Here is a 26,716-nt window from a genome sequence, read left to right on the forward strand (position 1 = left end):
ATCAGCGCCCCTGCCACCGGGGTTCGCGCTTCTGCGCGAAGGCCAGCGCGCCCTCGGCGGCGTCCTTGGAGAACAGTGCTGGCAGCGCGATCTCGCCCTGTTTGGCGAAGCCCTCGGCCACCGTCCAGTCCGGCGACTCGTCGATGATCCGCTTGCTCGCGGCCACCGAAAGCGGCGCGGCGGCAACGATTTCCGCCGCCAGCTCCAGCGCGACGTCGAGCGCGGCGCCGGGCTCGGTCACCCGGTTGACCAGGCCCAGCTGGTAGAGCCGCTCGGCGCCGATCCGCCCGCCGGTCAACGCGAGTTCGGCGGCGATCGGCCGGGGCAGGCGCTGCGTCAGCCGCAGCACGCCACCACCGGCGGCCACCAGGCCGCGCTTCACCTCGGGGATGCCGAACTGGGCGTCGCGCGCGGCGACGAGGAGATCACCGGAGAGCGCGAGTTCGAAACCACCCGCCAGGGCGAACCCTTCGACCGCCGAGATCATCGGCTTGGCGGGCGGTTTCGCCGCGATGCCCAGCGGACCCCGCTTCTGCGTCATCGGCATCTCGCCCTTCGATGCGGCGACGAGATCCATTCCGGCGCTGAAGGTTCCACCCGCGCCGGTGAGCACCAGCACGCGCGCCTCGGCGTCGTCCTCGAACGCGTCGACGGCCGCCTCGATGGCGCGGGCGGTGGCCAGGTCGATGGCGTTGCGGGCCTCGGGGCGGTTGACGGTGAGCACGGTGATCGCCTCACGGCGTTCGACCAGTACCTGATCGGTCATCGGGCGGTCCTCTCGGTGCGCAGGGTGAGACGGTCGGCGGCCAGATCGGCGGGCGCGCCGATCGGATCGCCCTCGGTGAACGCCGCGAGCATGCCGGCGTCCGAAACCCGGACCAGTATGCGGGCGCCCGCGGGATTCAGTGCGCTCACCACCACGGCTTCGGGTTCGTCGATGTGGTCGGGCGCGGGGCCCTTGCGGTAGACCACGGTGTAGGCCTCGACGGTCGCGGGGCCGGTGTAGCCGGGTGCGGTCTCCCGGCGCGCGGCGGGCACATCGGCCTCGACCGGCTGGAACAGTCGCGCGGGCGGCCGCGAAGAGTACACGCCCACACCGTGTTTCGTGACGTACCAGCCGAGCGAGGTGGACAGGCCGTAGGCCGTGTCGTCAGCGCGCAGCCGTTCGGTGAGGGCGGCCAGCGCGTGCGTGGAGTAATTGTTGCCCGGTCCGCCCCCGAAGGTGAGACCACCGGTGAGGGTGAGCGGGCGCGACGGGTCATCGATCGGCAGGCCGAGCGCGTCGGCGGCGATCTGCACCGCGACGGGGAAGCAGGAGTACAGGTCGATGTGCGCGACCTCATCGATGCCGATGCCGGCGGCCGCGAGCGCCGCGCGCCCGGCGGCCGCGATGGCGGGCGAGGCGGCCATGTCGGTGCGCTCGGTCACGAACCACTCGTCGGTGGCGGTCGCGCCGCCGTGCGGGAAGACCCAGCGCTCGCGCGGCACCCCGGCGGCGTCGGCGGCGGCCGCGCTGCACACGATCAGCCCCGCGCCCTGATCCACCGACAGGTTCGCCACCAGCAGTTTCGGATACGGCGTCGAGACCAGCCGGTTCGCCGACGACGGCGTGACCAGTTCGGCGGCCGAATGCTCGCGCGGCAGCCACGCGTACGGGTTGGCGGCGGCGACCGCGGAGAACCGGGACCACAGCCCGCCGATGCGCGCCGCGTGCTCCGCCTCGCTCAGGCCCAGTTTCGCGCGCAGGGCCGTCTCCATGAGCGCGTAGAAGTAGACCGGGCCCCACATGCCCGCGGCCGTCTCCATCTCGGAGTTCGGGCCCCGGTCGGAGCCGACGATCTCGGTGGGCGCGGCGTCCTCGGGCTGTTCGGGCCAGTCGAGCGCGGCGCCGGAGCGAGTGGCGGCGTTCCACGAGGCGACCGCTTCCGCGCCCGTGATCAGGGCGACCTCGGCCCGGCCGCGCGCGATCTCGCCCGCGACCGTGTTGAGCAGCCGCTGCGGCGCGTCGCCACCGAACCGCACCGATTGCAGCGTCCGCGCCGGCGCGGCGCCGAGTTCGGCGGCGACGAGCGCCGCCAGGTCCGGGTACGGCTTGCTCACCGGGGCCGCGGCGGCGATCAGGTCGGCCGATTTCAGCAGGCGATCGCCCGATCCGCTGTCGGCGCCCGCGCGGCGCAGGGATTCGGCGGCGAGCGCGACGGGCCCCGGCAACCCGGCATCGCCGGTACGGTGCACGACCTGTCCGACGCCGACGATCACCGGCGTCCTCGGGTCCATTCCGGCTGGCAGCATGGTTCCTCCACTCCCAGTACCGTCAACTCTGACGGTAACTTGCCTTCGATTAGAGCAGAGGCCGCCGACCGGGGCAATGGCCCGTGGACAAGAACTGACTGCCGAGTAAGATCTGGGCATGGGTTCCCACATCGCGCTGCGGTTCGACGGCGATCGCGCCTACGTCACGCTGGACCGGCCCGACAAGCACAACGGCCTCACCCTCGAGATGCTGGGCGACCTGGTCGACGCGGCGCACACCGTCGGCAAGCGCGAGGACGTGCGCGCGGTGATCCTCGGCGGCAACGGGCCCAGTTTCAGCAGCGGCCTCGACATCGCCAAGGCCGCGAGCGACCCGCTGGCCATCGTGCGCAATTTCGTGCCGCTGCCCTGGCGCGGCACCAACACCTTCCAGGAGGCGTGCTGGGCGTGGCGCAGGCTGCCGGTGCCGGTGATCGCCGCCGTGCACGGCCGCTGCTTCGGCGGCGGGCTCCAGCTCGCCCTGGCCGCCGACTTCCGGTTCGCCACACCCGATTCGGAGTACTCGGTGATGGAGGCCAAGCACGGCCTGATCCCGGATATGACCGGCGCCGCGACGCTCTCGCGACTGGTCGGCGTGGACAAGGCGCTGCTGCTGACCATGACCGCCGATATCGTCGACGCCGCCTACGCCGAGCGGATCGGCCTGGTCACCGAGGTCACCGCCGATCCGGTGGCCGCGGCCGAGAAGCTGGCCGACCGCATCGCCGCCCGCCCGCAACACGCCGTCGCGAGCGCGAAGAAACTCTTCGATCGGTCCTGGCACGCGGCCGCGCGGCGCACCTTCGCGATCGAGCGCGCGACCCAGCTGCCCCTGGTGCTGCGGCTGGCATCGGGCCGTAAGGGTTAACCACAGTCTCCGGGCCGAAACCTTGTATCCGGGCCTTCATTTTCACCGTTCGACGGTGCAAGCCACCATTTTTCCCGGCATCGCTGTTAGCATTTCGGACGATTTGGCAGCTAGTCGAAGTGTGGCCCGGAACACAGTCGGTTGGGGATGTGACCGGTCCCCGCCTCGGCTTATCAACTCCCGGAGGGCCGAAGAACCGTGAAGAAGACCGCCTCGATCCTGCTGTCCACACTGGCGGGGGCCACGGCCGTGCTTCTCACCGCCCCCGCGCCCGCGGTGGCCAACCCCAACGCCATCAACCCGATCCCGGTGCTCAACGGCACCAACGGACTTCCCGTGCTGCACGGACGCAGTCGCGCGGTCTTCCAGGTGACGGGCATGGCCAGCCCCAACAACACCCACAACTACAACGTGCTCGGCACCGACCTGGGCATCATGTGGGACAACGGCCGCGGCGAGATGCTCACCGCCTTCGGCGACACCGCGGGCCTGGGCTTCCCCAATCTGCTCGCGGGCAGCACCTGGGCGTGGCGCAGCAACATCCTGGTGCGCAGCAACACCAAGAACCCCGCGCAGGGCATCTACTTCGACAGCGTGGTGCGCGACATCTTCGGGCAGGCGCGCGATCTGATCCCCTCCCCCAAGATCCCGTTCCTGGAAATCAGCCGCATCCCCACCGCGGGCATCGCGGTCGACGGCGTCCAGTACATGAGCATGATGTCGGTCAAGACCTGGGACAACGTCGGCGAGTGGACGACCAACTTCTCCGGCCTGGCCGCCTCCGCCGACAACGGCGAGACCTGGGCCGACCTCGGCCACACCCGCAGGCCCAACGAGGGCGGCAACGCCAACTTCCAGATGGGCGCCTTCCTGAAGTCGGGCGGTTTCGTCTACCAGTACGGCACGCCGTCGGGCCGCAATAACGCCGCCTACCTGGCGCGCGTCCCCGAACGCGAGATCCAGAACCTCGGCGAGTACGAGTACTGGGACGGCCAGGGCTGGAAGAAGAACGACGTGAACGCGGCCGCGCCGGTCATGCACGGCGTCGGCGAGCTCTCGGTGATGTGGAACGACTACCTGGGCCAGTACATCTCGCTCACCACCGACCCGTTCAATTCCGTGGTGATGCGCCGCGCGTCGTCGCCGGAGGGGCCGTGGAGCGCGCCCGAGGTGCTCATCGACACCCGCGAGCTGCCGACGGCCTACGCGCCGTCGATCTTCCCGTACCAGACCGGGCGCGATCTGTATTTCCTCACCACGGTGCACACCCAGTACAACGTGGTGCTCATGCGTGCCACGCTCTGAATCTCCCTCCCGGGGCTTGACCTGAACGATGGTTGATGTTCGAGGGTGGTCTCAGGACCTACCTCGAGCCCCAGGGAGGACATCGTGACCACCCCAGCAGTACGTGCATGGCTGCGCGCCAACGCCGTGCCCCTCGTCGACGACGGCCCGGTCCCCGCGTTCGACGGTGCGCGCATCGTCGGCATCGGCGAGTCGACCAGGTTCTCCCGGCAGATCACCGGCCTCCGGCAGCGCTGGACCCGCGATCTGATCGAGCACCACGGGTTCCGCGCGCTCGGCCTACAGGACAGCGCCCGCGCCGGTGCACGATTGGACGCGTACGTCCGCGCGGGCGTGGGCGATCCGGTGTCGGTGCTGGACGGCGCGTGGGCCCCGTGGCGCACGACCGAAACCGCCGAGGCGCTGCGCTGGTTGCGCGAATTCAACACGCGACACCCCGACGACATGGTCACCGTCTTCGGCGTGGAACCGCCCGCGGCCGAACCCTCGGACTACGACCTCGTGCGCGACCACGTCTACGCCGTCGCACCCGATCGGCTGCCCGAACTAGAGGCGCACCTGACGCCGATTCGCACGGCGCACCGGATCGGCGAACACGTCCAGCGGCACCAAGGCATCCACCCCGGCCGGCCATTCGTCGAGGACGCCGCCGATGCCCTCGCCCTCGTCGAGGCACTGCCCGACGCACCGGGAACAGCGGAAGTGCTCGCCGCGATGCGCTCGATCCACCACTTCCACGCCACCAGCGTGGCGGCCGGTGGCGCGCAGGCCAACGAACACGCCTCCGCCGAGTCGATCGCCGACCACGCGGCAAGCGCGAAGGTCGTGTACTGGGACGGCATCGCCCACACCTCGGCGCTGCCGCTGGGGGTCGGCTCGGCGGTGTTCCGCGGCGCGGGCAGCCACCTGCGGGAACGGTTCGGCGCGGCGTACGCGTCGGTGGGGATCGGGTTCCACCACGGCGACCTCGGGGTGGCGGTCGCGCCGCCGCCCGGCCCTGATCTGCTGGAATCGGCGCTCGGCGAGTTCGGGCTGTCCGCGTTCTCCGTGGACCTGCGCGCCGGCGGGCTTGACGCGCCCGCGCGGATGCGCGTCATCAGCGGCGTGTACGACCCCGAGCGCGACGAGGACGCCACGGCCGAGGTGCCGTCGCTGTCGGGCGCGTTCGACGTGATCGCGCACATCCGGGAAACCGCCCCGGTGGACTGGCTTCCCGAACCGGCGTCGGCGCGCGGTCAATAGACTCGTGCGCATGGATGCGGCCGAGTGGGACGCGCGGTACGCGCAAAGTGAATTGGTCTGGGGCGCACCGCCGAACAGCACCGTCGTGGAGCACGTCTACGGGCTGGAGCGGCGCGCGCCGGTGGGCGAGGACGCGCCGGAGCTGCCGCGGGCGCTGGACCTGGCCTGCGGCGAGGGCCGCAACGCGCTGTGGTTGGCGACGCACGGCTGGCAGGTGCACGCCGTCGACTACTCGCAGGTGGGGATCGACAAGGGCCGCACCGTCGCGACCCGGTTGTCACGGTCGGTGCGCACCCGCATCACCTGGCAGTGCGCCGACGTCACCGACCTGGACGCCGCCGAAATCACCGGGCCGTTCGAACTGGTCCTCATGGTGTTCCTGCACCTGCCCGCCGAACGGCGCCGCGCCCTGCTGCGCCGCGCCGCCGGGATGCTGGCGCCCGCAGGCACTCTGCTCGTTCTCGGGCACGACAGCATCAATCTCACCGACGGGTACGGCGGACCGCAAGACCCCTCGATCCTGTTCACGCCCGACGATGTGGTCGCGGATCTGGGCGGGGAATCCGAGGAGCTGCACATCCGGACCGCCGAGCGCGTGCTGCGGCCCACCGAAGGGCGCGATGCGATCGACGCGTTGGTCGTCGCGACGCGGCCGGGGCCGAAGATCGCCGAGATCGAGCCGATCGGCGCGCCGGACTGAGCGAGCCCAAGCCGCCGTCCACCCGGCGGGCCGAGCGACGCGAGTCCCGACCCGTCCACCCCGGCGGGCCGGACCGAGCGACGCGACCCGAACCTGTCCGCTCTGCGGGCGCGATCGCCGGCACGCGGTCGCCTGGGATCGCCGATCGGTCAGCCCGCCTCGCGCCTCACTCCGACCAGCGCACCAACCACGGCCGCACGGCCTCGGTGATCAGGTCGAACCCGGCCCGGAACGAATGCGGCTGACCGGGGATCACCCGGACCTCGGCGGCGTCGGCCGCGTCGGGGATGCCGAACGGGTCGTTGGCGCCGTTCACCACCACGACCTCGACCGGCGCCGCCGCGAGCAGTTCCTCGCGCCGCGTCTTCTCCGGTTTTCCGGGCGGATGCAGGGGGAACGAGATCGCCAGCACACCGCGGGCATCGGCCGCGACGGCCGTCCGGCACGCCACCCTGGCCCCGTTGCTGCGCCCGCCCTGGATCAGCGGCACACGCCGCACCTTCTTGCGCAGCGCGGCCACGATCTCGAGCCACGCCGCGTCCTGCTTCACCGCCGAGCCGGGCGCGCGGCCGCCCGCGACCCGATAGGGCTGAGTCACCCTGGCCACGGCGCCGCCCAGTTCGACGGCCGAATCACGCACGGCGAGAATGTCTCTCGTATCGACGCCGCCGCCCGCGCCGTGCGTGAGCAGCAGCAGGAAGGCCGGTGACCGCGGCCGGTCGAGCTCGACATCGGCCGGACCCGCACTCGTCTCGATGCGCACACCTCACCGTAACCGGCCTCGTGTAGCGAGCACGGGCGCCTCGCGCGGGGGCTGTTCAACGCGTCACATTGCGGCCGTTCGTCTTTGCCAAGCCCTTACCGGCCGGTAATATGTGTCATAAGTTACCCGCGAGTAGCATGCGGAAAACCGGAACACTACCCCGGTGACGACCACGGGCGGGAACGGCAACCACACCGACCGCACCAACTCAACGGAGAGTGAGTACTGACATGGGTCACTACAAGAGCAACGTCCGCGACCTCGAATTCAACCTCTTCGAGGTGCTGGGCATCGACTCGCTGCTGGATTCCGGCGCCTACGGCGATCTGGACAGCGACACCGTCAAGGAGATGCTCAACGAGGTGCGTCGCCTGGCCGAGGGCCCGCTGGCCGAGTCCTTCGTCGACGGCGACCGCAACCCCCCGACGTTCGACCCGAACACCCACACGGTCACGCTCCCCGAGTCGTTCAAGAAGTCCTACCGCGCGCTGCAGGACGCGGGCTGGGCCAAGGTCGCGGTCCGCGAGGAGCTCGGCGGCCTCGGCGCCCCCAGCGCGGTCTCCTGGGCCCTGGCCGAGATGATCCTCGGCGCCAACCCGCCCGCCCAGATGTACGACGCGGGTGCCGGTTTCGCGCAGGTCTTCTACAACAACGGCACCGATGAGCAGAAGAAGTGGGCTCAGATCGTCGCCGAGCGCAACTGGGGCGCCACCATGGTGCTGACCGAGCCCGACGCGGGCTCCGACGTCGGCGCGGGCCGCACCAAGGCGATCAAGCAGGAGGACGGCTCCTGGCACATCGAGGGCGTCAAGCGCTTCATCACCTCGGGCGACTCCGACGACCTGTTCGAGAACATCATGCACCTGGTGCTGGCCCGCCCCGAGGGCGCCGGACCGGGCACCAAGGGCCTGTCGCTGTTCTTCGTGCCGAAGTACCACTTCGACTTCGAGACCCAGACCCTGGGCGAGCGCAACGGCGTCTTCGTCACCGGCCTCGAGCACAAGATGGGCATCAAGGTCTCGGCCACCTGTGAGGTCACCTTCGGTGGCCACGGCATCCCCGCCAAGGGCTGGCTGGTCGGCGAGGTGCACAACGGCATCGCGCAGATGTTCGACGTCATCGAGAACGCCCGCATGATGGTGGGCACCAAGGCCATCGCGACCCTGTCGACCGGCTACCTGAACGCGCTGGAGTACGCCAAGCAGCGTGTCCAGGGCGCCGACCTGACCCAGATGACCGACAAGTCCGCGCCGCGCGTCACCATCACCCACCACCCCGACGTGCGCCGCAGCCTCGCGCTGCAGAAGGCCTACGCCGAGGGCCTGCGCGCGGTGTACCTGTACACCGCCGCGCACCAGAACGAGGACGTCGCCCAGCTCGTCTCGGGCGCCGACAAGGACGTGGCGTTCCGCGTCAACGACCTGCTGCTCCCGATCGTCAAGGGCGTCGGCTCCGAGCGGGCCTACCAGTACCTGACCGAATCGCTGCAGACCCTGGGCGGCTCCGGCTTCCTCCAGGACTACCCGATCGAGCAGTACATCCGCGACGCCAAGATCGACTCGCTCTACGAGGGCACCACCGCGATCCAGGCGCAGGACTTCTTCTTCCGCAAGATCGCGCGTGACCGCGGCGTCGCCCTGGCGCACGTGGCGGGCCAGATCCAGAAGTTCATCGACTCGGAGGCGGGCAACGGCCGCCTGAAGGGTGAGCGCAAGCTGCTGGCCACCGCGCTCGAGGACGTGCAGGGCATGGCCGCCACCCTCACCGGGCACCTGATGGGCGCCCAGGAGCAGCCGAGCGAGCTGTACAAGGTCGGCCTGGGTTCGGTGCGCTTCCTGCTCGCCGTCGGCGACCTGCTCATCGGCTGGCAGCTGCTGCGCCAGGCCGAGGTCGCCGGCAAGGCCCTCGACAACGGCGCCACCGGTGCCGACGAGGCCTTCTACAAGGGCAAGGTCGCCGTCGCCCAGTTCTTCGCCCGCAACGTGCTGCCGGAGCTCACGGCCACCCGCGCGGTGCTGTCGAACCTGGACAACGACATCATGGAGCTGGACGAAGCTGCCTTTTAATTGCCGCTCCGCGAATCTTGCCCACCCGCCTCTCCGCGTATAAGGCGGCTGCGCCAGGTGCGAGCATCGTGAGGTGCCGTCTGCGGTCGTGTGGGCGGTAGCGTCGGCCCGTTCCCCGACGAGTTACCCATGTTCTCGCGAGATCTCGTGGGGACTTGGGTGAGAGCTTGACTAGGAAGTGGCCCGGAGGATTACTCCGGGCCACTTTCGTTTGTTCGGGTCGGCGCCCTTCGATGCAGGTGAGGTGTTGTCCACAGGGGTGACAGTTGTGGATAACACCGCGGGGAGGCTCGCTCGGGGGCGGGGGCGCGGCTATGGTTCTTGGGGTGCGCTCATGATCTGGAGCGCGGGTTGTATCCGCCGGTGACGCCCGTCAGGAGGGACCGTAGGAATGAAGCGCTCGCTGTCGGTGCTCGCGAAAGCCGGGGTGGTCGCGACCGCGTGCCTGGTCGCGCTGGCCGGACCCGCCGCGGCGGACCCGAACAACGTCAACCCGATTCCGGGGCTCAACGGGTGGCGCGGGTTGCCGCAGCTGCCGGGGCCGACGCAGGCGGTGTATCAGATGACGGGCATGGACAGCCCGAACCGCACGCAGAACGTCAACGTGCTCGGCACCGACCTCGGCGTCATGTGGGACGACGGGCGCGGTGGCATGCTCACGGCGTTCGGCGACAGCGCGGGCCTCGGCGTGCCGAACCTGCTGGCCGGCAGCATGTGGGCATGGACGTCCAACGTCCTGTTCCGCAGCACCACCAAGGACCCGTCGCAGGGCATCCCCTTCACCGGCGTCGTCCCGAATCCGTTGCCCAGCCCCAAGATTCCGGGCATCGAGATCAGCCTCATCCCCACCGCGGGCATCTCCGTGGGCGGCGTGCAGTACATGAGCCTGATGTCGGTGCGCGAGTGGGGCGATCACGGCCGCTGGAACACCAACTTCTCCACCCTCGCCGCCTCCGGCGACGGCGGACAGACGTGGGCGCAGCTCACCAACACGCGGCGCGGCAACACCGACGGACACGAGCGCTTCCAGCAGAACGCCTTCCTCAAGACCGGCGGCTACGTCTACCGGTACGGCACCCCCGCGGGCCGCAACCACCTCGGATTCCTCTCGCGCGCCAAGGAATCCGACATCGCGAACCTCGACGCCTACGAGTACTGGGACGGCAACGGCTGGAAGCCGAACGACGCGAAGGCCTCGGCGCCGATCGTCGACGGCGTCGCCGAACTCTCGGTGATGTGGAACGACCACCTGGGCCAGTACGTCATGCTGACCACCGACCCGTTCAACTCGGTGGTCATGCGCACCGCGTCCGCCCCGGAGGGCCCGTGGAGCCCGCCTCGCGTCCTCATCGAGGCCGCCGCGCTGCCCACCGCCTACGCGCCGATGATCTTCCCCTACCAGACCGGCCGCGACTTGTACTTCCTGCTGACGGTGCACTCGCAGTACAACGTGATCCTCATGCGGACACCGCTGTAAGCGAACAGCGCGAGGGCGGCCCGGAGACCAATCCGGGCCGCCCTCTTCGCATTTGGGCTGTTCCGGTGCGCGCGTGACCTACGCGCCGTCAGCGGAGCCGGACGACAGGGCCTTCACCAGGTCGAGGAGAACCTTGTCGATCGGGTACATGTCCGCGACCTGCTGGGCCGACGGCGCGCCGGCCGGGGCGGGCGCGGGGGCGGCCGCGGCGGCCACACCGGAGCCGGCGACGACGATCCCCGCGGCGGCGAGGGCGATTCCGAATGCGCGAAGCTTGGTCATTGAGCAACATCCCCTTTGGAACTAATCGGACGGCCGCTCGGTGCGGCCGACCCCAGCGTTTCTACCACGGTGCGCCGACAGGTCAAACCCATACCCGCCCGATCAATGGCGCGGCAACACATATGAAACCTTTCATCCTGAAGTACTCGTAAAGCCCACTGAAATAGCGGCAATCAGCACAACGCAATCTCGAAAGGCGCTCACGGCTGAACTCGCCCTCCTCCCGGCGCTCTGACCAGCCAAGGGGCACAAACGAAATCGCCCCGCCGCGAGGGCGACGGGGCGATTCGCACGCATGACCCCTATTCGGTCGCGCCACCGTCGGCGCCGTCGCCCGAACCGCTCGCCAACGCCTTCAGCAGCGTGGTGAGGAGGTGGCGGAGCCGGTGTCGACGGGCTCCTCCCCGGTGACGTCACCGGTATCGGGCGCCATGCCGCAATAATTCGGGTTTCGGCTACGAACGCATCTCTCGGCCTTCGCTACGACGTCGGCGATTCGCATTGTTCGGTCCAGCGGAGAAATCCGACTACTGTGGTGCTTTCGTGTCGCGGGTGGTTCTCGGAGGTGCGTATGGGGCGGCTCCGAAAATGCGCGGCGCTGTTCGCCGCCCTCGTTCTCACGAGCGTCGGCTGCGCCGAGACACCGTCCCCTCGGTTCGATCCGCTGTCGATCAGCTTCCTCTCGGACACAGAGGGATTCGTGCTCGGCACCGACTCGCCCTGCCCCGCCGGTGCATCGCGCCTGGCGGTGCGGCGCACCGTCGACGGCGGGGTGACCTGGCACGAGATGCCCGCGATCGTGCCGCCTCCCGGGACGACGAACCTCCGGTTCGTCACCGCGCGAGACGGATGGGCGCGGACGCACGTGCTGTGGGCCACGCACGACGGCGGGCTGACCTGGCGTGACGCGAAAGCCGACGAGGGCTCGTTTCCCGAATGGGGCGGTCGGGGCAATCTGGCGCTCCGCGACCGGACCGTCGAGTCGATCCGGGTTTCGCGCGACGGCGTGCCGACGATCCACCGCGGCGGTGTGGGCGGCGGCGACTGGGTCGACGTCGCGAGCCTCGAACTCGGCCCGAAGGACATGAGAAAGCCGTTCGTCGACGTGGCGGGCGACGGTGACAGAACGTGGATCTGGGCATTCGAGAGGGAGTCCGGAACTCCCGCGACCGGAGCGATATGGGACGGCAGCGGTCTGGCGCGGTGGACACCGCCGTGCTCCGGTCCGCGGGACCGCCCGGTCGAAGTGCGCGCGCCCGCCCCAGCCACCGTGCTCGTGGCATGCGGCACCGGCGATCTCCGAGCCCGCGACGAACGCGAAGTCGCGCTGCTGCGGTCGACCGATGGCGGCGAAAGCTTCACCGGCGCTCCGCTCCCGGCCGACCCGGCGTTCGGGTCCGGGGTCCGGCTCGTCGCGGCGCCTACACCGAGAGATCTACTGCTGGTCACCGGGATCGGACTGTGGCACTCCGGAGACGGTGGGCAGAATTGGAGCGTCGCCTACAAACCGGATCGCCTGGGTTCGCAGCAGCAGGGCGGACCCTTCATCTCCTACCCGTCCGACGCGGTATTCCGCACGCCGAGTTCGGGTTTCCTCATCGAGACCAGGCGGTGGATGCCGGATACGGCCCGAAGCTATCGGGAGCAGCGCACTCTGCTGCGCACGGAGGACGCGGGGAAGACCTGGACGGCAATGGAATTCGACGCCTGAGACGTCGCGGTTCGCACAGCGCACCTTCGGTGCCGAACAGGCCGACCGGCTGATCAGGTCGGTGCGCGGGCCGCTACTCCCCTTCGTCCGGGTCGGTTTGCCCCGCGCCCGGCCTCGTTCCGGTCGGCCGCGAGCCTTCCGGTTCCGACGTTTCCGCCGGTTCGGACTCCTCGGGTTTCGGTTCCGGTTCGGCCGATTCGCATTTCACCACCGGGATCGGGTCGTACTTGACGGTGCGGGTGGTGCGGGAGATCTCGGCGCCGGTGGCACGGTCGGTGATGACGCGGGTGTCGGAGATCGTGAAGCCCGGAGCGCCTTGGGAGGGGATGCAATCGCGGCCTTCGGGGAGCGTGATGGTCTGGGGCTCCGTGGGTTTGGTGCGTTCGCCGGTGATGGATTCGACGTTGACGGTCTTGGTGCCCCAGATGCGGACGGTGATCTCCGAAGAGGTGGCGACGGTTTCGATGTAGACGCCGGTCTCGGTGTTATTGCGGAACTTCAGGTCGATCGCGCCGTCGAAGACCGTCGCTTCGCGCGCGGCCGGGTACCGCGAGATGTAATAGCTGTGCTCGGTGTGGCCCGCGTCCTCGAGGCCCGCGAAGTAGGCGGCGTTGTAGAGGGTGGTGGCGAACTGGCTGATGCCGCCACCGACCGCGGTGCTGGGGCGGCCGTGGTCGATGATGCCCGACTCCACATAGCCCTGCTCCACCCCGCGCGGGCCGGTGAACTCGTTGAGCGAGAACGTTTCTCCGGGCAGCACCACCGCGCCGTTCACCTTCGCGGCGACGGTGCGGATGTTCACGCCGGAGGGTCCGCTGAACCCGCCCGTGGTGAACGCGCCCATCGGTTCGACGATGCGCAACGCCTCGGCGGCCTGCGTGGTGAGTTTCGGTTCGACCTTCGCGTACACCGCTTCCGCGTTGCGCTGCGCGGTGGCGGTGAGCAGCGCGGGCAGGCGCTCGAGGGTCTTGGGCCAGTCGACCTTGTCGCCGACCACGCCGGGCACCACCCGCGCCGTACCGCCGCCGACGGCGAAAGTCGCGTCCTTGGGCTCGACTTCGGATTCGGCCAGCTGCGGCGCGAGCAGCGCGGTCGCGGCCTCGGTGTTGTAGCGGACGGCCAGGCCGCCCTGGCCGTCGGGTTCGAAGATCAGCACGGTGGCGATCTGCTCGGGGGTCAGGCGGGCGTCGCCGCCCTTGCCCTCGAACACCACGTCGGCGCTCACGGCGGGCTGAGCGATCTCGCGCAGGGCGCGGTCGACCGCTTCCGGCTGCACGGTGAGCGGGGCCGGGATGACCGGCAATTCGACCGTGCCGCCGTAGATCCAGTTGTCCACCAACGCGTTGCGCGCGGCGGGAATGTCGAGCACGCGGCCCTGAACCGGCGGCACCGCAACGGGATTCGCGCCCTGGAAGGTGATGGTGCCCTCGACGGTCGGCCGGTCGTAGGCGCGCAGTTCGGTGATCTTGCCGTCGAGCTTGGCGTCGTCGACGGTGCTGATGACGGAGATCTCGCGCTTGCCGAACAGGGAGATCAACCGGGTGACCGGGTTGAGGGGCTGGCCGCCGATATGGTCCCAGGTGGCGTTCCAGTCGATCGAGAGGCCGGCCTCGGCGGGGACCATGCGATCCTGCACGTCGCCGATGCGCAGCGGAAGTTCTTGTGCGGAGCGGTTTTCGAGCGCGCCGCGCAGTTTGGCGTCGGCGGCGTCGACTTCCATACCGCCGATGTCGACACCCGCGACCACGACGCCGCGCGGCACATCACCGGAGGAGACCACCGCGTCGACGGCGTAGGCGAGACCGCCGATGGCGATGAGGGCGCCCGCCGCGAATCCGGCGCGCCGGGCGGCGGGACGCTGCCACCACGGACCCGAACCGGCGGACCCGGGTCTCGGCCTGGGCCTGCGCGCGTTCATCCAGCGCTGTGCGCCCGCGGCGAGGCCACGCCCGGCGCCTGCGGGCGGCTGTCCGTCGTCATGTGCGTCCTGAGTCTTGTCGTGCGCCCGGTCGGCGGTCTGCCCCAGGGCCGTCGTGCGGGCGCTCTCGTTCGCGCCCGGATCGCTTGCGGTATCCAGCTTTTCCGTCGCCCACGACTCGACCGGCCTGCCGTGCGGGGAATCGGAGGCGAGCGGCACGCCGAAGGCGTTGGTGCGTTCGTGCGGATGCGAGGTCGCGTCCTGCGCACCGGAATGCGGTCCGGCCGCCAAGTCGAAACGCTCCGTCGCGTACTCGCGATCGAAAGGCTCGGGCGGCGCGCCGATTACGCCACCGAAGTCGGCGGAGGCGGTCGCGTCGGGTTTGCCTGCGGCACCGGGGTTTTCCGGGTGCGGCTTGTCGAAAGCGTTCGGCGCGTTCGCCGGTGACCTGTCGAACGCCGCTCGATCATCCGGAGCGTTCAGGGGCGCACGTACAGCCGCACCCATTCCCCCTCGGATATCGAAACGCTCGGTGACATGCTCCTGCTCGAACGCCGGCACCTCGCCGGTGCGCCCGGCCGGCTCCGAGCCACCGAATCCGGAACCCGTGGGCGGCCACCCCTCCCGATCCGGCGAGTTCTGTCCGCTCGCCCCGGGCTGCGCGGTCGGGATCGGCCGGGTGTCCTGGCTCGGCGCCTCTTGCGCGGCGAATCCGGGCTGACCGGAAGGATGCGGGTGGCCCTCCTGGCCCGGCGCACCCTGTGCGGGCAAGTCCAGCCCGCCGAAGCCGAGCTGTCCGTCGGCCTCCGAACCGCCACGCCCTGGCGACTCCGGCCCCGTATCGGGTCGCGCACTCGAATGTCCTTCTTGGCCTATCGAATTCGACGCGCTTCGAGTGGGAGCGTGGCCGCCACCGGAGTTGCCGGTCAGCCCGCCGTCGGGACGCGCGCCACCGTCGGGACGCGCGGCACCGTCGGGACGCGCGGCACCGGTGACAGCGGCACCGGTAAGACCCGCACCGTGCTCCGGCCGTGGGTCGGCGTTCGTCTGCTCGGCAGAACCCACGCGCGGCTCGGCGTTCGGCGGGGGCGGCGGGTTCAGCCAGCCCGAGGCGCGCGGGCGATCGGGCGCACCGCCCGACTCCCCGGCGCCAGGTCGACCGGCAGCGCGGGATTGCCCGCGCAGATCCAGCTCATCGGTCGGTTGCGAGGGATTCACCGCGGGCGGCTGATCAGCGGGCCGCGACTGTCCGAGCCCGGTCCCCGCCTCGCCTCGGTTCGGAAGCGTCAATTTCTCCGTCGGGTAGGAGTGCTCGAACAGGCTCCCCTGTCCGCCTGCCCGCTCCGACTCGAACGGGTTGAACGGGCCGCCCTGCTCCGGCCCGGACCACTCCCCCTGCCGACGCGCCGCCGGCCCGGTACTCGACGGCCCAGCCTGCTCCGGCCCGGACCACGCACCCGGCTCACGCCCGGCCGACTCAGCACCCGACGGCCCACCCTGACCACTCACCCCACGATCGTCACCCTCGCGCACGACCTTCGCGGGCTCACCGAACGCGCTCCACCCCGCACCACCGGTGTTCCCCCCGGGTCGCTGAAAGAAGCTCTGCTGCCCCCGTGCGGGCGACGGCGGATTGCCACCGCTCGGCGGCGGATTGCCGCCGCTCGGCGACGGAGCGCCCGACGGCTGCTCGGGCAATTCGCGAGCATTCCCTTCGGCGCCCTCCGGCCCCGAGACCTGTAGCGGCTGGGTGGCGGTGGAGTCGCTGGGGGATCCGGCGGTGGGCGTGACCTTCGTCACGGTCGGGCGAGGAGTCGGCTGCGCGGAGTTCCGGTTGCGGTAGGACTCGAGGAGCTGACGGAGTCCCACTTCGCCACTTTGGGGTGCGCTGTCGCGCTTTCCGGTGCTCGACTCGCTGGTCACGAACCGTCCTCCGATGAATCCGGTGAAGTTGGCCGACCGCGCACGCTGCCGGTCTTCGCCCACGATAGTGGTCCGCGGCCCGGTCGGCAGCACGGTCGTGCACCACAGCAAATCTTGCGCAAAGAACCGCCCCGAACGCGGAAAGGGCCCCGCGCAGTTGCCGGGTCGGGGGTCTGGCAACTGCGCGGAGCCGATCTGTTTATCGGGGCAGCGCACCGCGCGTTACACACTTCGCGCGACAATCGACGGCGACCCTCCTACCCCGTCCCGCCGAACTCGAGGAGATGGACGCCAATGCAGCTGGGAATGATCGGCCTGGGCCGGATGGGCGCGAACATCGTCCGCCGGATCGTCAAGCACGGGCACACCGCCGTCGGCTATGAACGCAAGCCCCACCACATCGAGGAACTGGGCGCCGAGCTGGGCGAATCCTTCCGGGGAAGCACCGACCTGAACGAGTTCGTGAGCATGCTCGACACGCCACGCGTGGTCTGGGTGATGATCCCGGCGGGCGCGACCGGCGCGGTGATCGACCAGCTCGCCGAGGTGCTCGAGCCCGGCGACATCATCATCGACGGCGGCAACAGCCGCTACCACGAGGACATCAAGCGGGCCGCGGCACTGAAGCCGAAGGGCATCCACTACATCGATATCGGCACTTCCGGCGGCGTCTTCGGGCTCACCCGCGGCTACTGCCTGATGATCGGCGGCGAGGCCGAGCAGGTCGCGTACCTGGATCCGCTGCTGAAATCCATCGCCCCCGGCGTCGAGGCCGCGCCGCGCACCCCCGGGCGCACCGGCGAGCCCACCCCTGCCGAGCAGGGCTACCTGCACTGCGGGCCCGCGGGCGCGGGGCACTTCGTGAAGATGGTGCACAACGGCATCGAGTACGGCGCGATGGCCGCCTATGCCGAGGGCATGAACATCCTGCACAAGGCCAACTACGGGTCCCAGCAGTCCGGCGAGTTCTCGGCCGAGGAGACCCCGCTCGAGCATCCCGAGTACTACCGGTACGACATCGACGTCCCTGAGGTCACCGAACTGTGGCGGCGCGGATCGGTGGTCGCGTCGTGGTTGCTGGACCTCACCGCCGAGGCTCTGCACGCCGACCCGAACCTCGACTCGTTCGGCGGACGGGTGTCGGATTCCGGCGAGGGCCGCTGGACCGTGGATGCCGCGATCGACACGGGTGTGCCCGCGCCGGTGCTGTCGGCCGCGCTGTTCGCCCGTTTCTCCTCGCGCGGCGAGGCGCTGTACGCCGACAAGGTGCTCTCGGCGATGCGCAAGGCGTTCGGCGGGCACCACGAGTTGCCGAAGTGACCGACCGGCTCGGCGTGCGTCGCCGAGCCGGTATTACGCGTCAATCGAACCTGCTGTCCATCCATTCGATGGTCTGCATGCCGAAAAGGTCTGTGCCCCAGCCGTACAGGTCGGTGATCATGCGCACCATGCTGCAATTCGTCGGCTGGTAGGTCACGTCCGCGCCCTGCGCGCGGTAGATGTCGGCGAGCTCGCGGGAGTCGGCGGCGGGTACCAGCGACATGAACGAATCGTCGGCCGCGCAGGAGGCGATGAGCATCTTCGAGGTCGGCGTGCCCGAGCGGCCCAGGATGTTGTCCTCGAACGCGTGCTGGAAGCCCGGCTCGTCGGCCGGGTTCAGTCCGGTGTGGAACAGCATGTGCAGCGGCAGGAACGGCAGGCCGAAGTACGCGGGCGTCTGGCACTGGGTGCGGAAGAAGTCGGCGATCGCCTTGCCCGCCGGGTTCAGTTTCTCGTCGATCCGCATCTCCGGGTACCAGGGTTCGAGCCCGAGCAGCGTGGCGAACGCGAATCCGGAACCGACCGACCCGTCCGCGACGCGCATGAAATTGCGCGGTTTGACGACCATGCCTTCCAGCACAGTCGATTTCACGTTCAGGTCCGGTGCGTACTCGGGGTGGCGTTCGGCCGAGAACGCCGCACCCACACCGCCGCCCGCGATCCCGAACAGCGCGACCTGCGCCCGCGAATCCAGTCCCGCGTCGGGGAGCCGCAATGCCGCACGCGCGCCGTCGAGTTGGGCGTGGGCGGCGAACTTGCCCGCGAAGACGCCGTGCGGTTTGCGGTCGGCGTCGTTGCCCACGTCGGAGATCATCACCGCGTAGCCCTTGCCGAACATCATGGCCAGCGGCCCGAGCGCCGACCAGGACGCACCGTCCATCGGGGCGCCGCCGGTCCACTGGGTGCTCGGGTGACAGGACCAGCCGACGCTGTCGTTGGCCTCCTGATAGGAGATGAGCTTGCGGTCGGCGTTCGGGGTGCCGTCCACCGGGATCATGAGGATGCCGGTGCTGATCACCGGTGTGACGCCATCGATTCCGGTGGTGACGTACATGAGTTTCCACGCGTTCAGATTCGCGGGCTTGACGCCCGTGAACAGCACGTCCACTTTCTTGGACTTCAGTACCGTGCCGGGCTTTTCGTTCCCGGTGAGCGGAGGCTCCTGATAGAAGGGATCATCGGCGGCCAAGCCCTCCAGGATCTCGTGCGGCGAGGCGGGCTGCGCGCCTCGCAGAGAGCCGATCACGTAGCCGTTGAACACCTCGCCCAATCCGGGCGTGCGCGGCGGAAGCGGCTCGGCGGCGACGATTCCGGCGCACGAGACGGCCAGGGCGGCAGCGGCGAACGCGGCGGCCGCGCGAAAAGTACGACGTTTCATGTCAATTCACCGCCAGTTCGGTCTCGACGGGTTCGACGCGCAGATTGCGCGCCGCGGAATCCAGCAGCTGCGGGATGTTCAGCAGGGGCCGGTGGGTTTCCATCTGGATCTCGTAGGGAGTGCGCATCACGGCTTCCAATGCGGGCCAATTGTTCTCGACCTGGAACTTGTATTTCGGGAGCAGTTCGGCGGTGATGTAGTCCCAGCGCGCGTCGAAGACCGACCAGTTCCAGTCGGGCAGCGGCAGGACCAGCCGGGCGGGGCGGCCGTCGGCCTGCGTGAACGGGATGCGCACCGGGCGGAATTCGCGGGGCGGTGCGACGCCGGCCACCGACGGCGAACCCGCGGCGCCGCTGACGTAGGTGATGGCCTCGCCGACCGCGCCTTTGTATTCGCGGACGTGGTCCCACTGGGCGCGGATAGCCCATTCCTGTTCGCGGCGAAGCAGAGTCGCGTTGCCCGCGGCGATGCGGTCGCGATCGCCGGAAGACACATCGCGCCAGGCGTTCATGATCGACGCGTCGAACAATCCCGCGGCCTGGAACTCCTCGAGCGCCGGAAGTCCTTCGGTGACATAGGCGTCGTGCATCGGCATCAGGTCCGAGAAGATGTTCTTCTGCATCACCAGGATCATCCCGATGATGTAGTGCAGGTCGCCTGGGGTGATCTGCGAGCCGGCTTCGGCGAGCGCGCGCAGGCCGCCGGGGAGTTGCGCGACGGCGGCCGGGCCCGCGGCCTGCTGCACCGCGGCCACCACGCCGCGCGCCGACTCCGATATGCCGGGAAGCGCGTAGAGGGTGCCCATCAGCTCGAAATCGAGCAGGCCGCCGCCGAAGTCGGCGCCGACCTGGCCGCCCATGCCCGCCCACTGGAGTTCGCGGTGGGCCAGTTGCAGGTCCTCGTAGTAGCGGTAGGAGCGGATCAGGTTGTCGCGGTTGGCCTGTACGCCCGTCCTCGGGTCCCAGGAGCGCAGGTCGATGCCCGCCTTGCCGGTGGCGTCGACCAGCCAGTACTGGAAAAGCAGGGCGGCGTAGCGGGTGGGGGCGATGCCGCGCGAGCGGGCCTCGTCGAGCAGGCCGCGCAGTTCCGCCGCGTCATAGGGCAGGTCGGGGTGGACGCCGCCGGGGCCGTGCGACGCGTCGCGATTGACCAGCGGTAGGTCCAGATATCGATCCACCGCGCCGTTCGCCCCCGCGGGGCCCGCGACCGCGAGCCCGAGCCCGACCACCGCCGCGATCGCCACCGCCGCGGCGCGCAGCGAAACACCTATACGCATCAGCCGATTCAGCCTTCCTGTGCGGGCCCACCCCGGGACGCTTCCCGGATGCGGATCGATTTCCTGTCGGTAGCTAACAATCGAACATCTCCACACGAGAGGCCCCGACACGCTCCCGAACCCGCCGCATCAGCAGGTTACGAGCACGTAAACACAGAGATCATCCTGAATCAACCCTCGCCACCCCACCCTGCAACCCTGCCGAACGGAACCGAACCGTCATATTCGCGAGCAATTTGCTACAACATCGCAGGAAGGGTGCTACTTCACCTGAAGCCACCCACCTCGAGTTCCGATGAGAATCTTCACAACCCGTAACGCGCGAACCAGCGCCGAACACCGCCCGGACTCATGCGCCACGGCGACCGGCCGCACGGCGCTCGGGCCCAGCCCACCCTTTGCCGACCGCGCCGGCCGTCATGGTCGGATACCTGATCGTCGACGGCGCCTTCATCGACACCGCCCTCGAGTCGGCAGGATTCTGCCGACTCACCGGTCGACATCGCCGACGATGGCCGAAAATCTCAAAATCGGCAATATATTGCCGATTGCCTACCGATGAGCGCTATCCTGGTGCTCCGAAGTGAGAAATCGGCAATATTCTGCCGATCCGGAGGTCGAACGTGATCAGCGATATCGGCAGGGCCGTGCGGACGACGCGACGCGCGTACAACCTGACACAAGAGCAACTCGCGGAGTTGGCGGGCACCTCCACCCGCACCATTCGCGAGATCGAACACGGCAGCGGCTCCACGAGTATCGGAACGGTCGCCGCGGTCCTCGGCGCCCTCGGCCTCACATTGCGAGCCGACCGATGACCCGGCTCGACGACCTCCGGCGAATCACCCGGGCCGACGTGTCACTTTTCGGAGCTGATACCCCCGAAAATGGCCGTGGCGCCCGGCTTTCGGAAAGCCGGGCGCCACGAGAAACTACCTGCGTCAGCGCTCCAGGATGGCGACGACGCCCTGGCCGCCGGCGGCGCAGATGGAGATGAGGGCGCGGCCGCCGCCCTTCTCGGCCAGCTGCTTGGCGGTGGAGGCGATGATGCGGCCGCCGGTGGCGGCGAAGGGGTGGCCCGCGGCGAGCGAGGAGCCGTTGACGTTGAGCTTGCTGCGGTCGATCGCACCCAGCGCGCCGTCCAGGCCCAGGCGCTCCTTGCAGTACTGGTCGGACTCCCAGGCCTGCAGGGTGGCCAGCACCACGGAGGCGAAGGCCTCGTGGATCTCGTAGAAGTCGAAGTCCTGCAGGGTGAGGCCGTTGCGGGCGAGCAGGCGCGGCACCGCGTAGGTGGGCGCCATGAGCAGGCCGTCGGGGCCGTGGATGTAGTCCACGGCGGCGACCTCGGAGTCCACCAGGTGCGCCAGCACGGGCAGGTTGCGCTCGGCGGCCCACTCGTCGCTGGAGAGCAGCACCGCCGACGCGCCGTCGGTGAGCGGGGTGGAGTTGCCGGCGGTCATGGTCGCGTCACCGGCCTTGACACCGAAGACCGGCTTCAGGGTGGCCAGCTTCTCGATGGTGGAGCCGGGGCGCAGGTTGTCGTCGCGGGTCAGCCCGAGGAACGGGGTGATGAGGTCGTCGAAGAAACCGCGGTCGTAGGCGGCGGCCATGTTCTTGTGCGACAGGTACGCCAGCTCGTCCTGCGCCTCGCGGGAGACGCCGAACTCCTTGGCGGTGATGGCGGCGTGTTCGCCCATCGACAGGCCGGTGCGCGGCTCGGCGTTGCGCGGGATCTCGATGCCCACCATGGAGGGACGCAGCTGGCCGACCAGCTTGAGGCGGTCCTTGGTGGTCTTGGCGCGGTTGGCCTGCAGCATCCACTCGCGCATGCCCTCGCTCACGCCGATCGGCGCGTCGGAGGTGGTGTCGGTGCCGCCGCCGACGCCGGCCTCGATGCGGCCGAGCGCGATCGCGTCACCGACGGTGACGATGGACTGCAGGCCGGTGCCACAGGCGAGCTGCAGGTCGTGGGCCGGGGTGTAGGGCGAGAGCTTGCTGCCGAGCACGCTCTCGCGGACCATGCCGTGCTCGCCGACGCGCTTGAGGACCGCGCCGCCGACGACCATGCCGAGGCGCTCGCCCTGCAGGTTGAACCGGCTCACCAGCCCGTCCAGCGCGGCGGTGAACATGTCCTGGTTGGAGGCGTTGGCGTACGCCTTGTCGGAGCGAGCGAACGGGATCCGGTTGCCGCCCACAATCGCGACGGGGCGCGCCGTCTTCGCGGTCTTGGCCGTGCTCTTGGCCGAACGGGCTTTGCTTGTCACTCGAGTCTCCAAGGTCTCGTCGGGGAATTGCCCGGCGCTCGGGTGCCACGAACGCCGTATCGCATCGGTTTACTTTAAACTTACTCTGGAGTAAGTTTGTTGTCGACACCGCATTCCCCGAAGGTGCGCCGACACGCCTCGTCGCCCGGTGCCTCCCCCGCAGGTCGCACCCGCAGCGCGTAGCGTGCCCGGAGCACCCGCGAACGCGACAGACATCCGCCGAGAAGACAAGAAAAGGTAGGAACCGTGGCAGCCAAGAGCAAGGGCGCACCCAACCTCTACGGATCGTTCGTCCACTCCGCCCCCGGACAGTTCCTGGCCAGCAAGCTGGGTCTGCCGCAGCCGGAGAACCTGCGTCGTTACGTCCCCGGCGAACCCCCGCTGACCGGCCCGGTGCTGATCGGCGGCAAGGGCCGCGTCGCCGAGCCGGTGCGCGCGCTGCTGAGCGACTACACCTTCGCCGACTCGCTGGTCCAGGGCACCAAGCACGGCGCGCTGGTGTTCGACGCCACCGGCATCGGCGCCATCGAGGACCTCTCGCAGCTGTTCGAATTCTTCCAGCCGGCCATGCGCAGCATCGCCGCGTCGGGCCGCGTCGTCGTGATCGGCACCACGCCGGAGCTGGCGGCCACCGTCGACGAGCAGATCGCCCAGCGCGCGCTGGAGGGCTTCACCCGCTCGGTCGCCAAGGAGCTGCTGCGCGGCGCCACCGCCCAGCTGGTCTACCTGCACCCGGAGGCCTCGGCCACCGCGACCGGCCTGGAATCCACCCTGCGCTTCCTGCTCTCGGCCAAGTCGGCGTTCGTCGACGGCCAGGTCATCCGGGTCGGCAAGGACGACAACGCCGCCGCCGGCATCAACTGGGACCGCCCGCTCGAGGGCAAGATCGCCGTGGTCACCGGCGCGGCGCGCGGCATCGGCGCCACCATCGCCGAGGTCTTCGCCCGCGACGGCGCGACGGTGATCGTCGCCGACATCCCGGCCGCCGGTGAGGCGCTCTCGGAGACCGCGAACAAGGTCGGCGGCACCGCGCTGGCGCTGGACGTGACCGCGCCCGACGCCGCCGACAAACTCGCCGAGTTCGCCACCGAGCGCTTCGGCGGCATCGACATCGTCGTGCACAACGCGGGCATCACCCGCGACAAGCTGCTCGCCAACATGGACGAGGGCCGCTGGAACTCCGTGATCAACGTGAATCTCGCCGCGCCGCACCGCATCACCGAGGGCCTGGTGGCCAAGGGTGTGCTGAAGGAGGGCGGCCGCGTGATCGACGTGTCCTCCATCGCGGGCATCGCGGGCAACCGCGGCCAGACCAACTACGGCGCGTCCAAGGCCGGCGTCATCGGCATGGTGAACGCCGAGGCGCCGAAGCTGGCCGAGAAGGGCATCACCATCAACGCGGTGGCGCCCGGCTTCATCGAGACCGCCATGACCGCGGCCATCCCGCTGGGCACCCGCGAGGCGGGCCGCCTGATGAGCTCGCTGCTGCAGGGCGGCCAGACCGTGGACGTGGCCGAGACCATCGCCTACTTCGCCAGCCCCGCGTCGAACGCGGTGAGCGGCAACGTGGTCCGGGTCTGCGGTCAGAGCCTGATCGGAGCATGATGACCGAGACCATCACGCTCACCGAAACCCCCAAGAACAGCAGCCTTTTCGTCAAGGCCGCGCTGGGGGCCGTTCCGGTGCCGCTGCTTTCGGCACGCAAGCCGCAACTGCCCGACCGGGTGATCGAGCTGGAGGGGCTGCGGGTCGATCCCGACCACCTGGCCGCCTACTGCCGGGCGACCGGCCTGCGTTTCGGCGATTCGCTGCCGCTGACCTACCCGTTCATCCTCAGCTTCCCGCTGGCGATGCAGCTGGTGGTGGCGCGGGACTTCCCGTTCGTGGCGGTGGGCGCGGTGCACGCGCAGAACCTGATCGAGCGCACCCGCGACATCTCGGTGTCCGAGCCGCTGGATTTCCGCACGCACATCGAGAACCTGCGCGAACACCCGAAGGGCCTGCTGGTGGACGCGATCACCGAGGTGAGCGTGGGCCGCGAACTGGTGTGGCGGCAGGTCACCACCTTCCTGCACCAGCAGCGCACCTCGCTGTCGGGCGGGCCCAAGCCCGAGCCGAAGCCCGACGAGGTGCCGCCGCCCCCGCTGCGCACCCTGCGGGTGGATCAGAAGACGATCACCCGCTACGCCAACGCGTCGGGCGATCACAACCCGATCCACACCTCGGCGTTGGGCGCCAAGGCTTTCGGCTTCCCGAAGGCCATCGCGCACGGCATGTGGTCGGCGGCGAACATCCTGTCGAACATCGAGGGCCGGATTCCCGAGAAGACCACCTACGCCGTGAAGTTCGGCAAGCCGATCCTGTTGCCCTCGACGGTGAACGTCTACGCCGATCAGGTCGACGGCGGGTGGGATCTGGCGCTGCTGAACCCGAAGAAGGGGTACCCGCACCTCACGGCCACGCTGCGCTGAGTGGACGTCGGCACCGCCCCCGGATCGCGTTGATCCGGGGGCGGTTTCGCGTTTCGGCGGCGCTCGGATCGTGGATCAGCAGTCGCAGCAGCAGTTTCCGCACTTGCCGCAACTGCCGCAGCAGTTGCCGCAGGACGAGGTGCAGTCGGCGCAATCGCAGCACCGCTCACACCAGCGCTTCCAGCGCGGTTCACGCCGCCGCCGCGCCTGCTGGTCGCGCTCGTCCCACCGGGGTGGTGGTGCGCTGCCCCAGGTCGCCGCGACGGGGATGAGCTGGCCGCCGGTGAACGCTGTTGCGGAGGCGAGCGTGTCACCGGATGTTCCGCAGGCGTGCCCGGATTCGGCGGGATGACAGACATGGGACGCGAGCGCGCCCATGCCCCGGCCGACGCGGTGCACGAGGGAACGCAGCGGGTCCAGCAGCATCCACCGGACCGTGGACACCTCGGCCAGTTCGGATTCCGCGAGGGCGATGCGCAGCGCCCGGTCGGATTCGCCGATCAACTCGTACGCTTCGGGCAGCGTGGTGCCGGTGGCGCGGAGCGGGTTGAAGCGGTCGACGTCGTCGTCGTAGTCCTCGACAGCGTCGGTGAGGTGAGCGATGCGGCCGAAGTGGCGGCCCGCGATGCGCAGTGGCTCGACGTTCTCCGGCCGGTCCGCGAGAACCGCTGTGTGCGCGAAGAACTCGGCGGCGCACAGCTGGGTCGGCGAGGTGAGTACGTCGAGAGGGTCAGCCCCACCCTGCGGTTCGCCGCCGAACGTGAATGTTCCACCGCGACTACGCGACTCGCCGGGGTCCGAAGTCTCGCACGCTGTGCCGTGGCGACGCTCTCGCGCACTGTGCCGCGGCGCCGAGCCGCTCGACCCGTCGTCTGCGGCTAAGGCGGCGACCGCCTCCCGCTCCAACCGTGCCTGCGAATCAATCGCGGCGACAAGCGGTTCCACATCGAACCCGATGGTCGCCGCCTGTGCGCGGGCGGCGTCGGCCCAGCGCGACGACACCCGCGTCATCGGGCGGCGGGCCAGTGCGGAGCTGTCGCCGTCCTCGACGTGATCGCGAATCTTGGCCGCCCCCAGCAACAGTGACGCCGTCACCGCCAGCCGCACACCGGGCGAATCGGCGGTGGCGACCCGAGCGCGCCGCATCCCGCGCAACGGGCACGGCCCCGCCTCGGCGCGCGGCGCGGGTGCGCGGAGCTGCGCTTCGGTGAGCATGCCGAGCAGCAGCGCGTCGGTGTTGGTCGCGGCGCGCGCCAGCTGACCGTGCTCGTCGCGCAGACCCAGGCACAGCCCGCACAGGTGCGCCCGCCATTCGCTCGCGTCGATTCCATACCGCGCCGCGCCGTGCGAACACGGCCTGAGCATTCCGAACATTCCGCCCCGTAAGTTTCGAGATTCCGGTGAACGGATGAACATAGGCCGAGCGCGAACCACCCGGCAACAGGAACGACGAGCGCGCC

At 69.7% G+C, this 26,716-nt stretch carries 20 protein-coding genes; 11 read left to right on the plus strand and 9 right to left on the minus strand.

Features of this window, described 5'->3' with window-relative positions:
* Nucleotide 1 precedes the first annotated feature (1 nt).
* Nucleotides 2-766 carry a crotonase/enoyl-CoA hydratase family protein gene (locus DFR74_RS13445; protein ID WP_067503564.1) on the minus strand — a complete coding sequence of 255 codons (765 nt, stop codon included), beginning with the start codon at nucleotides 764-766 and terminating at the stop codon, nucleotides 2-4.
* The gene (locus tag DFR74_RS13450; RefSeq protein ID WP_067503560.1) at nucleotides 763-2,292 is read right to left on the minus strand and encodes an acetyl-CoA acetyltransferase; all 1,530 of its coding nucleotides are present in this window, start codon (nucleotides 2,290-2,292) and stop codon (nucleotides 763-765) included. Before DFR74_RS13450 ends, DFR74_RS13445 begins: the two co-directional genes overlap by 4 nt.
* A gap of 118 nt (nucleotides 2,293-2,410) precedes the next feature.
* On the opposite strand from DFR74_RS13450, the gene DFR74_RS13455 reads away from it, so the two are divergent.
* The 4 genes from DFR74_RS13455 (at nucleotide 2,411) to DFR74_RS13470 (ending at nucleotide 6,407) form a co-directional block, all read left to right on the plus strand.
* Nucleotides 2,411-3,160 carry a crotonase/enoyl-CoA hydratase family protein gene (locus DFR74_RS13455; protein ID WP_067503557.1) on the plus strand — a complete coding sequence of 250 codons (750 nt, stop codon included), beginning with the start codon at nucleotides 2,411-2,413 and terminating at the stop codon, nucleotides 3,158-3,160.
* Nucleotides 3,161-3,358: 198 nt separating this feature from the next.
* Nucleotides 3,359-4,465 (plus strand): DUF4185 domain-containing protein, encoded by a 1,107-nt coding sequence (locus DFR74_RS13460; protein ID WP_067503552.1) that lies wholly within the window; start codon nucleotides 3,359-3,361, stop codon nucleotides 4,463-4,465.
* A gap of 84 nt (nucleotides 4,466-4,549) precedes the next feature.
* On the plus strand, nucleotides 4,550-5,707 hold the full coding sequence (locus tag DFR74_RS13465; RefSeq protein WP_232331626.1) for an erythromycin esterase family protein: 1,158 nt from the start codon (nucleotides 4,550-4,552) through the stop codon (nucleotides 5,705-5,707).
* A gap of 10 nt (nucleotides 5,708-5,717) precedes the next feature.
* Complete coding sequence (locus tag DFR74_RS13470) at nucleotides 5,718-6,407, plus strand: class I SAM-dependent methyltransferase (protein WP_067503548.1); 690 nt, start codon at nucleotides 5,718-5,720, stop codon at nucleotides 6,405-6,407.
* A 166-nt stretch (nucleotides 6,408-6,573) separates the two neighbouring features.
* Here DFR74_RS13470 and DFR74_RS13475 read toward each other — a convergent pair whose 3' ends face one another.
* Nucleotides 6,574-7,170, minus strand: coding sequence for an alpha/beta hydrolase family protein (locus tag DFR74_RS13475; RefSeq protein ID WP_067503546.1), 597 nt, complete (start codon nucleotides 7,168-7,170; stop codon nucleotides 6,574-6,576).
* A 230-nt stretch (nucleotides 7,171-7,400) separates the two neighbouring features.
* On the opposite strand from DFR74_RS13475, the gene DFR74_RS13480 reads away from it, so the two are divergent.
* Both DFR74_RS13480 and DFR74_RS13485 read left to right on the plus strand, forming a co-directional pair.
* Nucleotides 7,401-9,236, plus strand: coding sequence for an acyl-CoA dehydrogenase (locus DFR74_RS13480; RefSeq protein ID WP_067503543.1), 1,836 nt, complete (start codon nucleotides 7,401-7,403; stop codon nucleotides 9,234-9,236).
* A 391-nt stretch (nucleotides 9,237-9,627) separates the two neighbouring features.
* Complete coding sequence (locus DFR74_RS13485; protein WP_067503540.1) at nucleotides 9,628-10,713, plus strand: DUF4185 domain-containing protein; 1,086 nt, start codon at nucleotides 9,628-9,630, stop codon at nucleotides 10,711-10,713.
* A gap of 78 nt (nucleotides 10,714-10,791) precedes the next feature.
* Here DFR74_RS13485 and DFR74_RS35390 read toward each other — a convergent pair whose 3' ends face one another.
* Nucleotides 10,792-10,995 (minus strand): hypothetical protein, encoded by a 204-nt coding sequence (locus DFR74_RS35390; protein ID WP_067503537.1) that lies wholly within the window; start codon nucleotides 10,993-10,995, stop codon nucleotides 10,792-10,794.
* Between the two features lie 571 nt (nucleotides 10,996-11,566).
* Between DFR74_RS35390 and DFR74_RS13490 the strand changes: the two genes are divergently transcribed.
* A complete protein-coding gene (locus DFR74_RS13490; protein ID WP_067503534.1) occupies nucleotides 11,567-12,706 on the plus strand; it encodes a sialidase family protein in 1,140 nt (379 codons plus the stop codon).
* Between the two features lie 73 nt (nucleotides 12,707-12,779).
* Here the strand turns inward: DFR74_RS13490 and DFR74_RS37100 are convergent, their stop codons facing one another.
* Nucleotides 12,780-16,640, minus strand: a complete 3,861-nt coding sequence (locus tag DFR74_RS37100; protein WP_232331625.1) for a VanW family protein — start codon at nucleotides 16,638-16,640, stop codon at nucleotides 12,780-12,782.
* 201 nt (nucleotides 16,641-16,841) lie between these two features.
* On the opposite strand from DFR74_RS37100, the gene gnd reads away from it, so the two are divergent.
* A complete protein-coding gene (gene gnd, locus DFR74_RS13500) occupies nucleotides 16,842-17,867 on the plus strand; it encodes a phosphogluconate dehydrogenase (NAD(+)-dependent, decarboxylating) (RefSeq protein WP_067503532.1) in 1,026 nt (341 codons plus the stop codon).
* Between the two features lie 40 nt (nucleotides 17,868-17,907).
* On the opposite strand, the gene DFR74_RS13505 is transcribed toward gnd, so the two are convergent.
* Together DFR74_RS13505 and DFR74_RS13510 are read right to left on the minus strand one after the other, a co-directional pair.
* Entirely contained in the window at nucleotides 17,908-19,245 is a 1,338-nt protein-coding gene (locus DFR74_RS13505; protein ID WP_067503530.1) for a lipase family protein, read from the minus strand.
* Between the two features lies 1 nt (nucleotide 19,246).
* On the minus strand, nucleotides 19,247-20,521 hold the full coding sequence (locus tag DFR74_RS13510) for a hypothetical protein (RefSeq protein ID WP_067503527.1): 1,275 nt from the start codon (nucleotides 20,519-20,521) through the stop codon (nucleotides 19,247-19,249).
* A gap of 647 nt (nucleotides 20,522-21,168) precedes the next feature.
* Here DFR74_RS13510 and DFR74_RS37975 point away from each other — a divergent pair.
* The gene (locus DFR74_RS37975; protein WP_170160755.1) at nucleotides 21,169-21,339 is read left to right on the plus strand and encodes a helix-turn-helix domain-containing protein; all 171 of its coding nucleotides are present in this window, start codon (nucleotides 21,169-21,171) and stop codon (nucleotides 21,337-21,339) included.
* Nucleotides 21,340-21,462: 123 nt separating this feature from the next.
* Here the strand turns inward: DFR74_RS37975 and DFR74_RS13520 are convergent, their stop codons facing one another.
* On the minus strand, nucleotides 21,463-22,785 hold the full coding sequence (locus DFR74_RS13520; RefSeq protein WP_067503521.1) for an acetyl-CoA C-acetyltransferase: 1,323 nt from the start codon (nucleotides 22,783-22,785) through the stop codon (nucleotides 21,463-21,465).
* A gap of 246 nt (nucleotides 22,786-23,031) precedes the next feature.
* On the opposite strand from DFR74_RS13520, the gene DFR74_RS13525 reads away from it, so the two are divergent.
* On the plus strand, nucleotides 23,032-24,390 hold the full coding sequence (locus DFR74_RS13525; RefSeq protein ID WP_067503518.1) for a 3-oxoacyl-ACP reductase: 1,359 nt from the start codon (nucleotides 23,032-23,034) through the stop codon (nucleotides 24,388-24,390).
* Nucleotides 24,387-25,256 (plus strand): MaoC/PaaZ C-terminal domain-containing protein, encoded by an 870-nt coding sequence (locus DFR74_RS13530; RefSeq protein WP_067503513.1) that lies wholly within the window; start codon nucleotides 24,387-24,389, stop codon nucleotides 25,254-25,256. Before DFR74_RS13525 ends, DFR74_RS13530 begins: the two co-directional genes overlap by 4 nt.
* Before the next feature lie 75 nt (nucleotides 25,257-25,331).
* On the opposite strand, the gene DFR74_RS13535 is transcribed toward DFR74_RS13530, so the two are convergent.
* Nucleotides 25,332-26,630: a DUF5685 family protein gene (locus tag DFR74_RS13535; protein WP_084537322.1), complete on the minus strand. Its 1,299-nt coding sequence runs from the start codon at nucleotides 26,628-26,630 to the stop codon at nucleotides 25,332-25,334.
* Nucleotides 26,631-26,716 lie beyond the last annotated feature (86 nt).

Origin of the sequence: Nocardia puris, assembly GCF_003315035.1 — a bacterium.
Lineage (GTDB): Bacteria > Actinomycetota > Actinomycetes > Mycobacteriales > Mycobacteriaceae > Nocardia > Nocardia puris.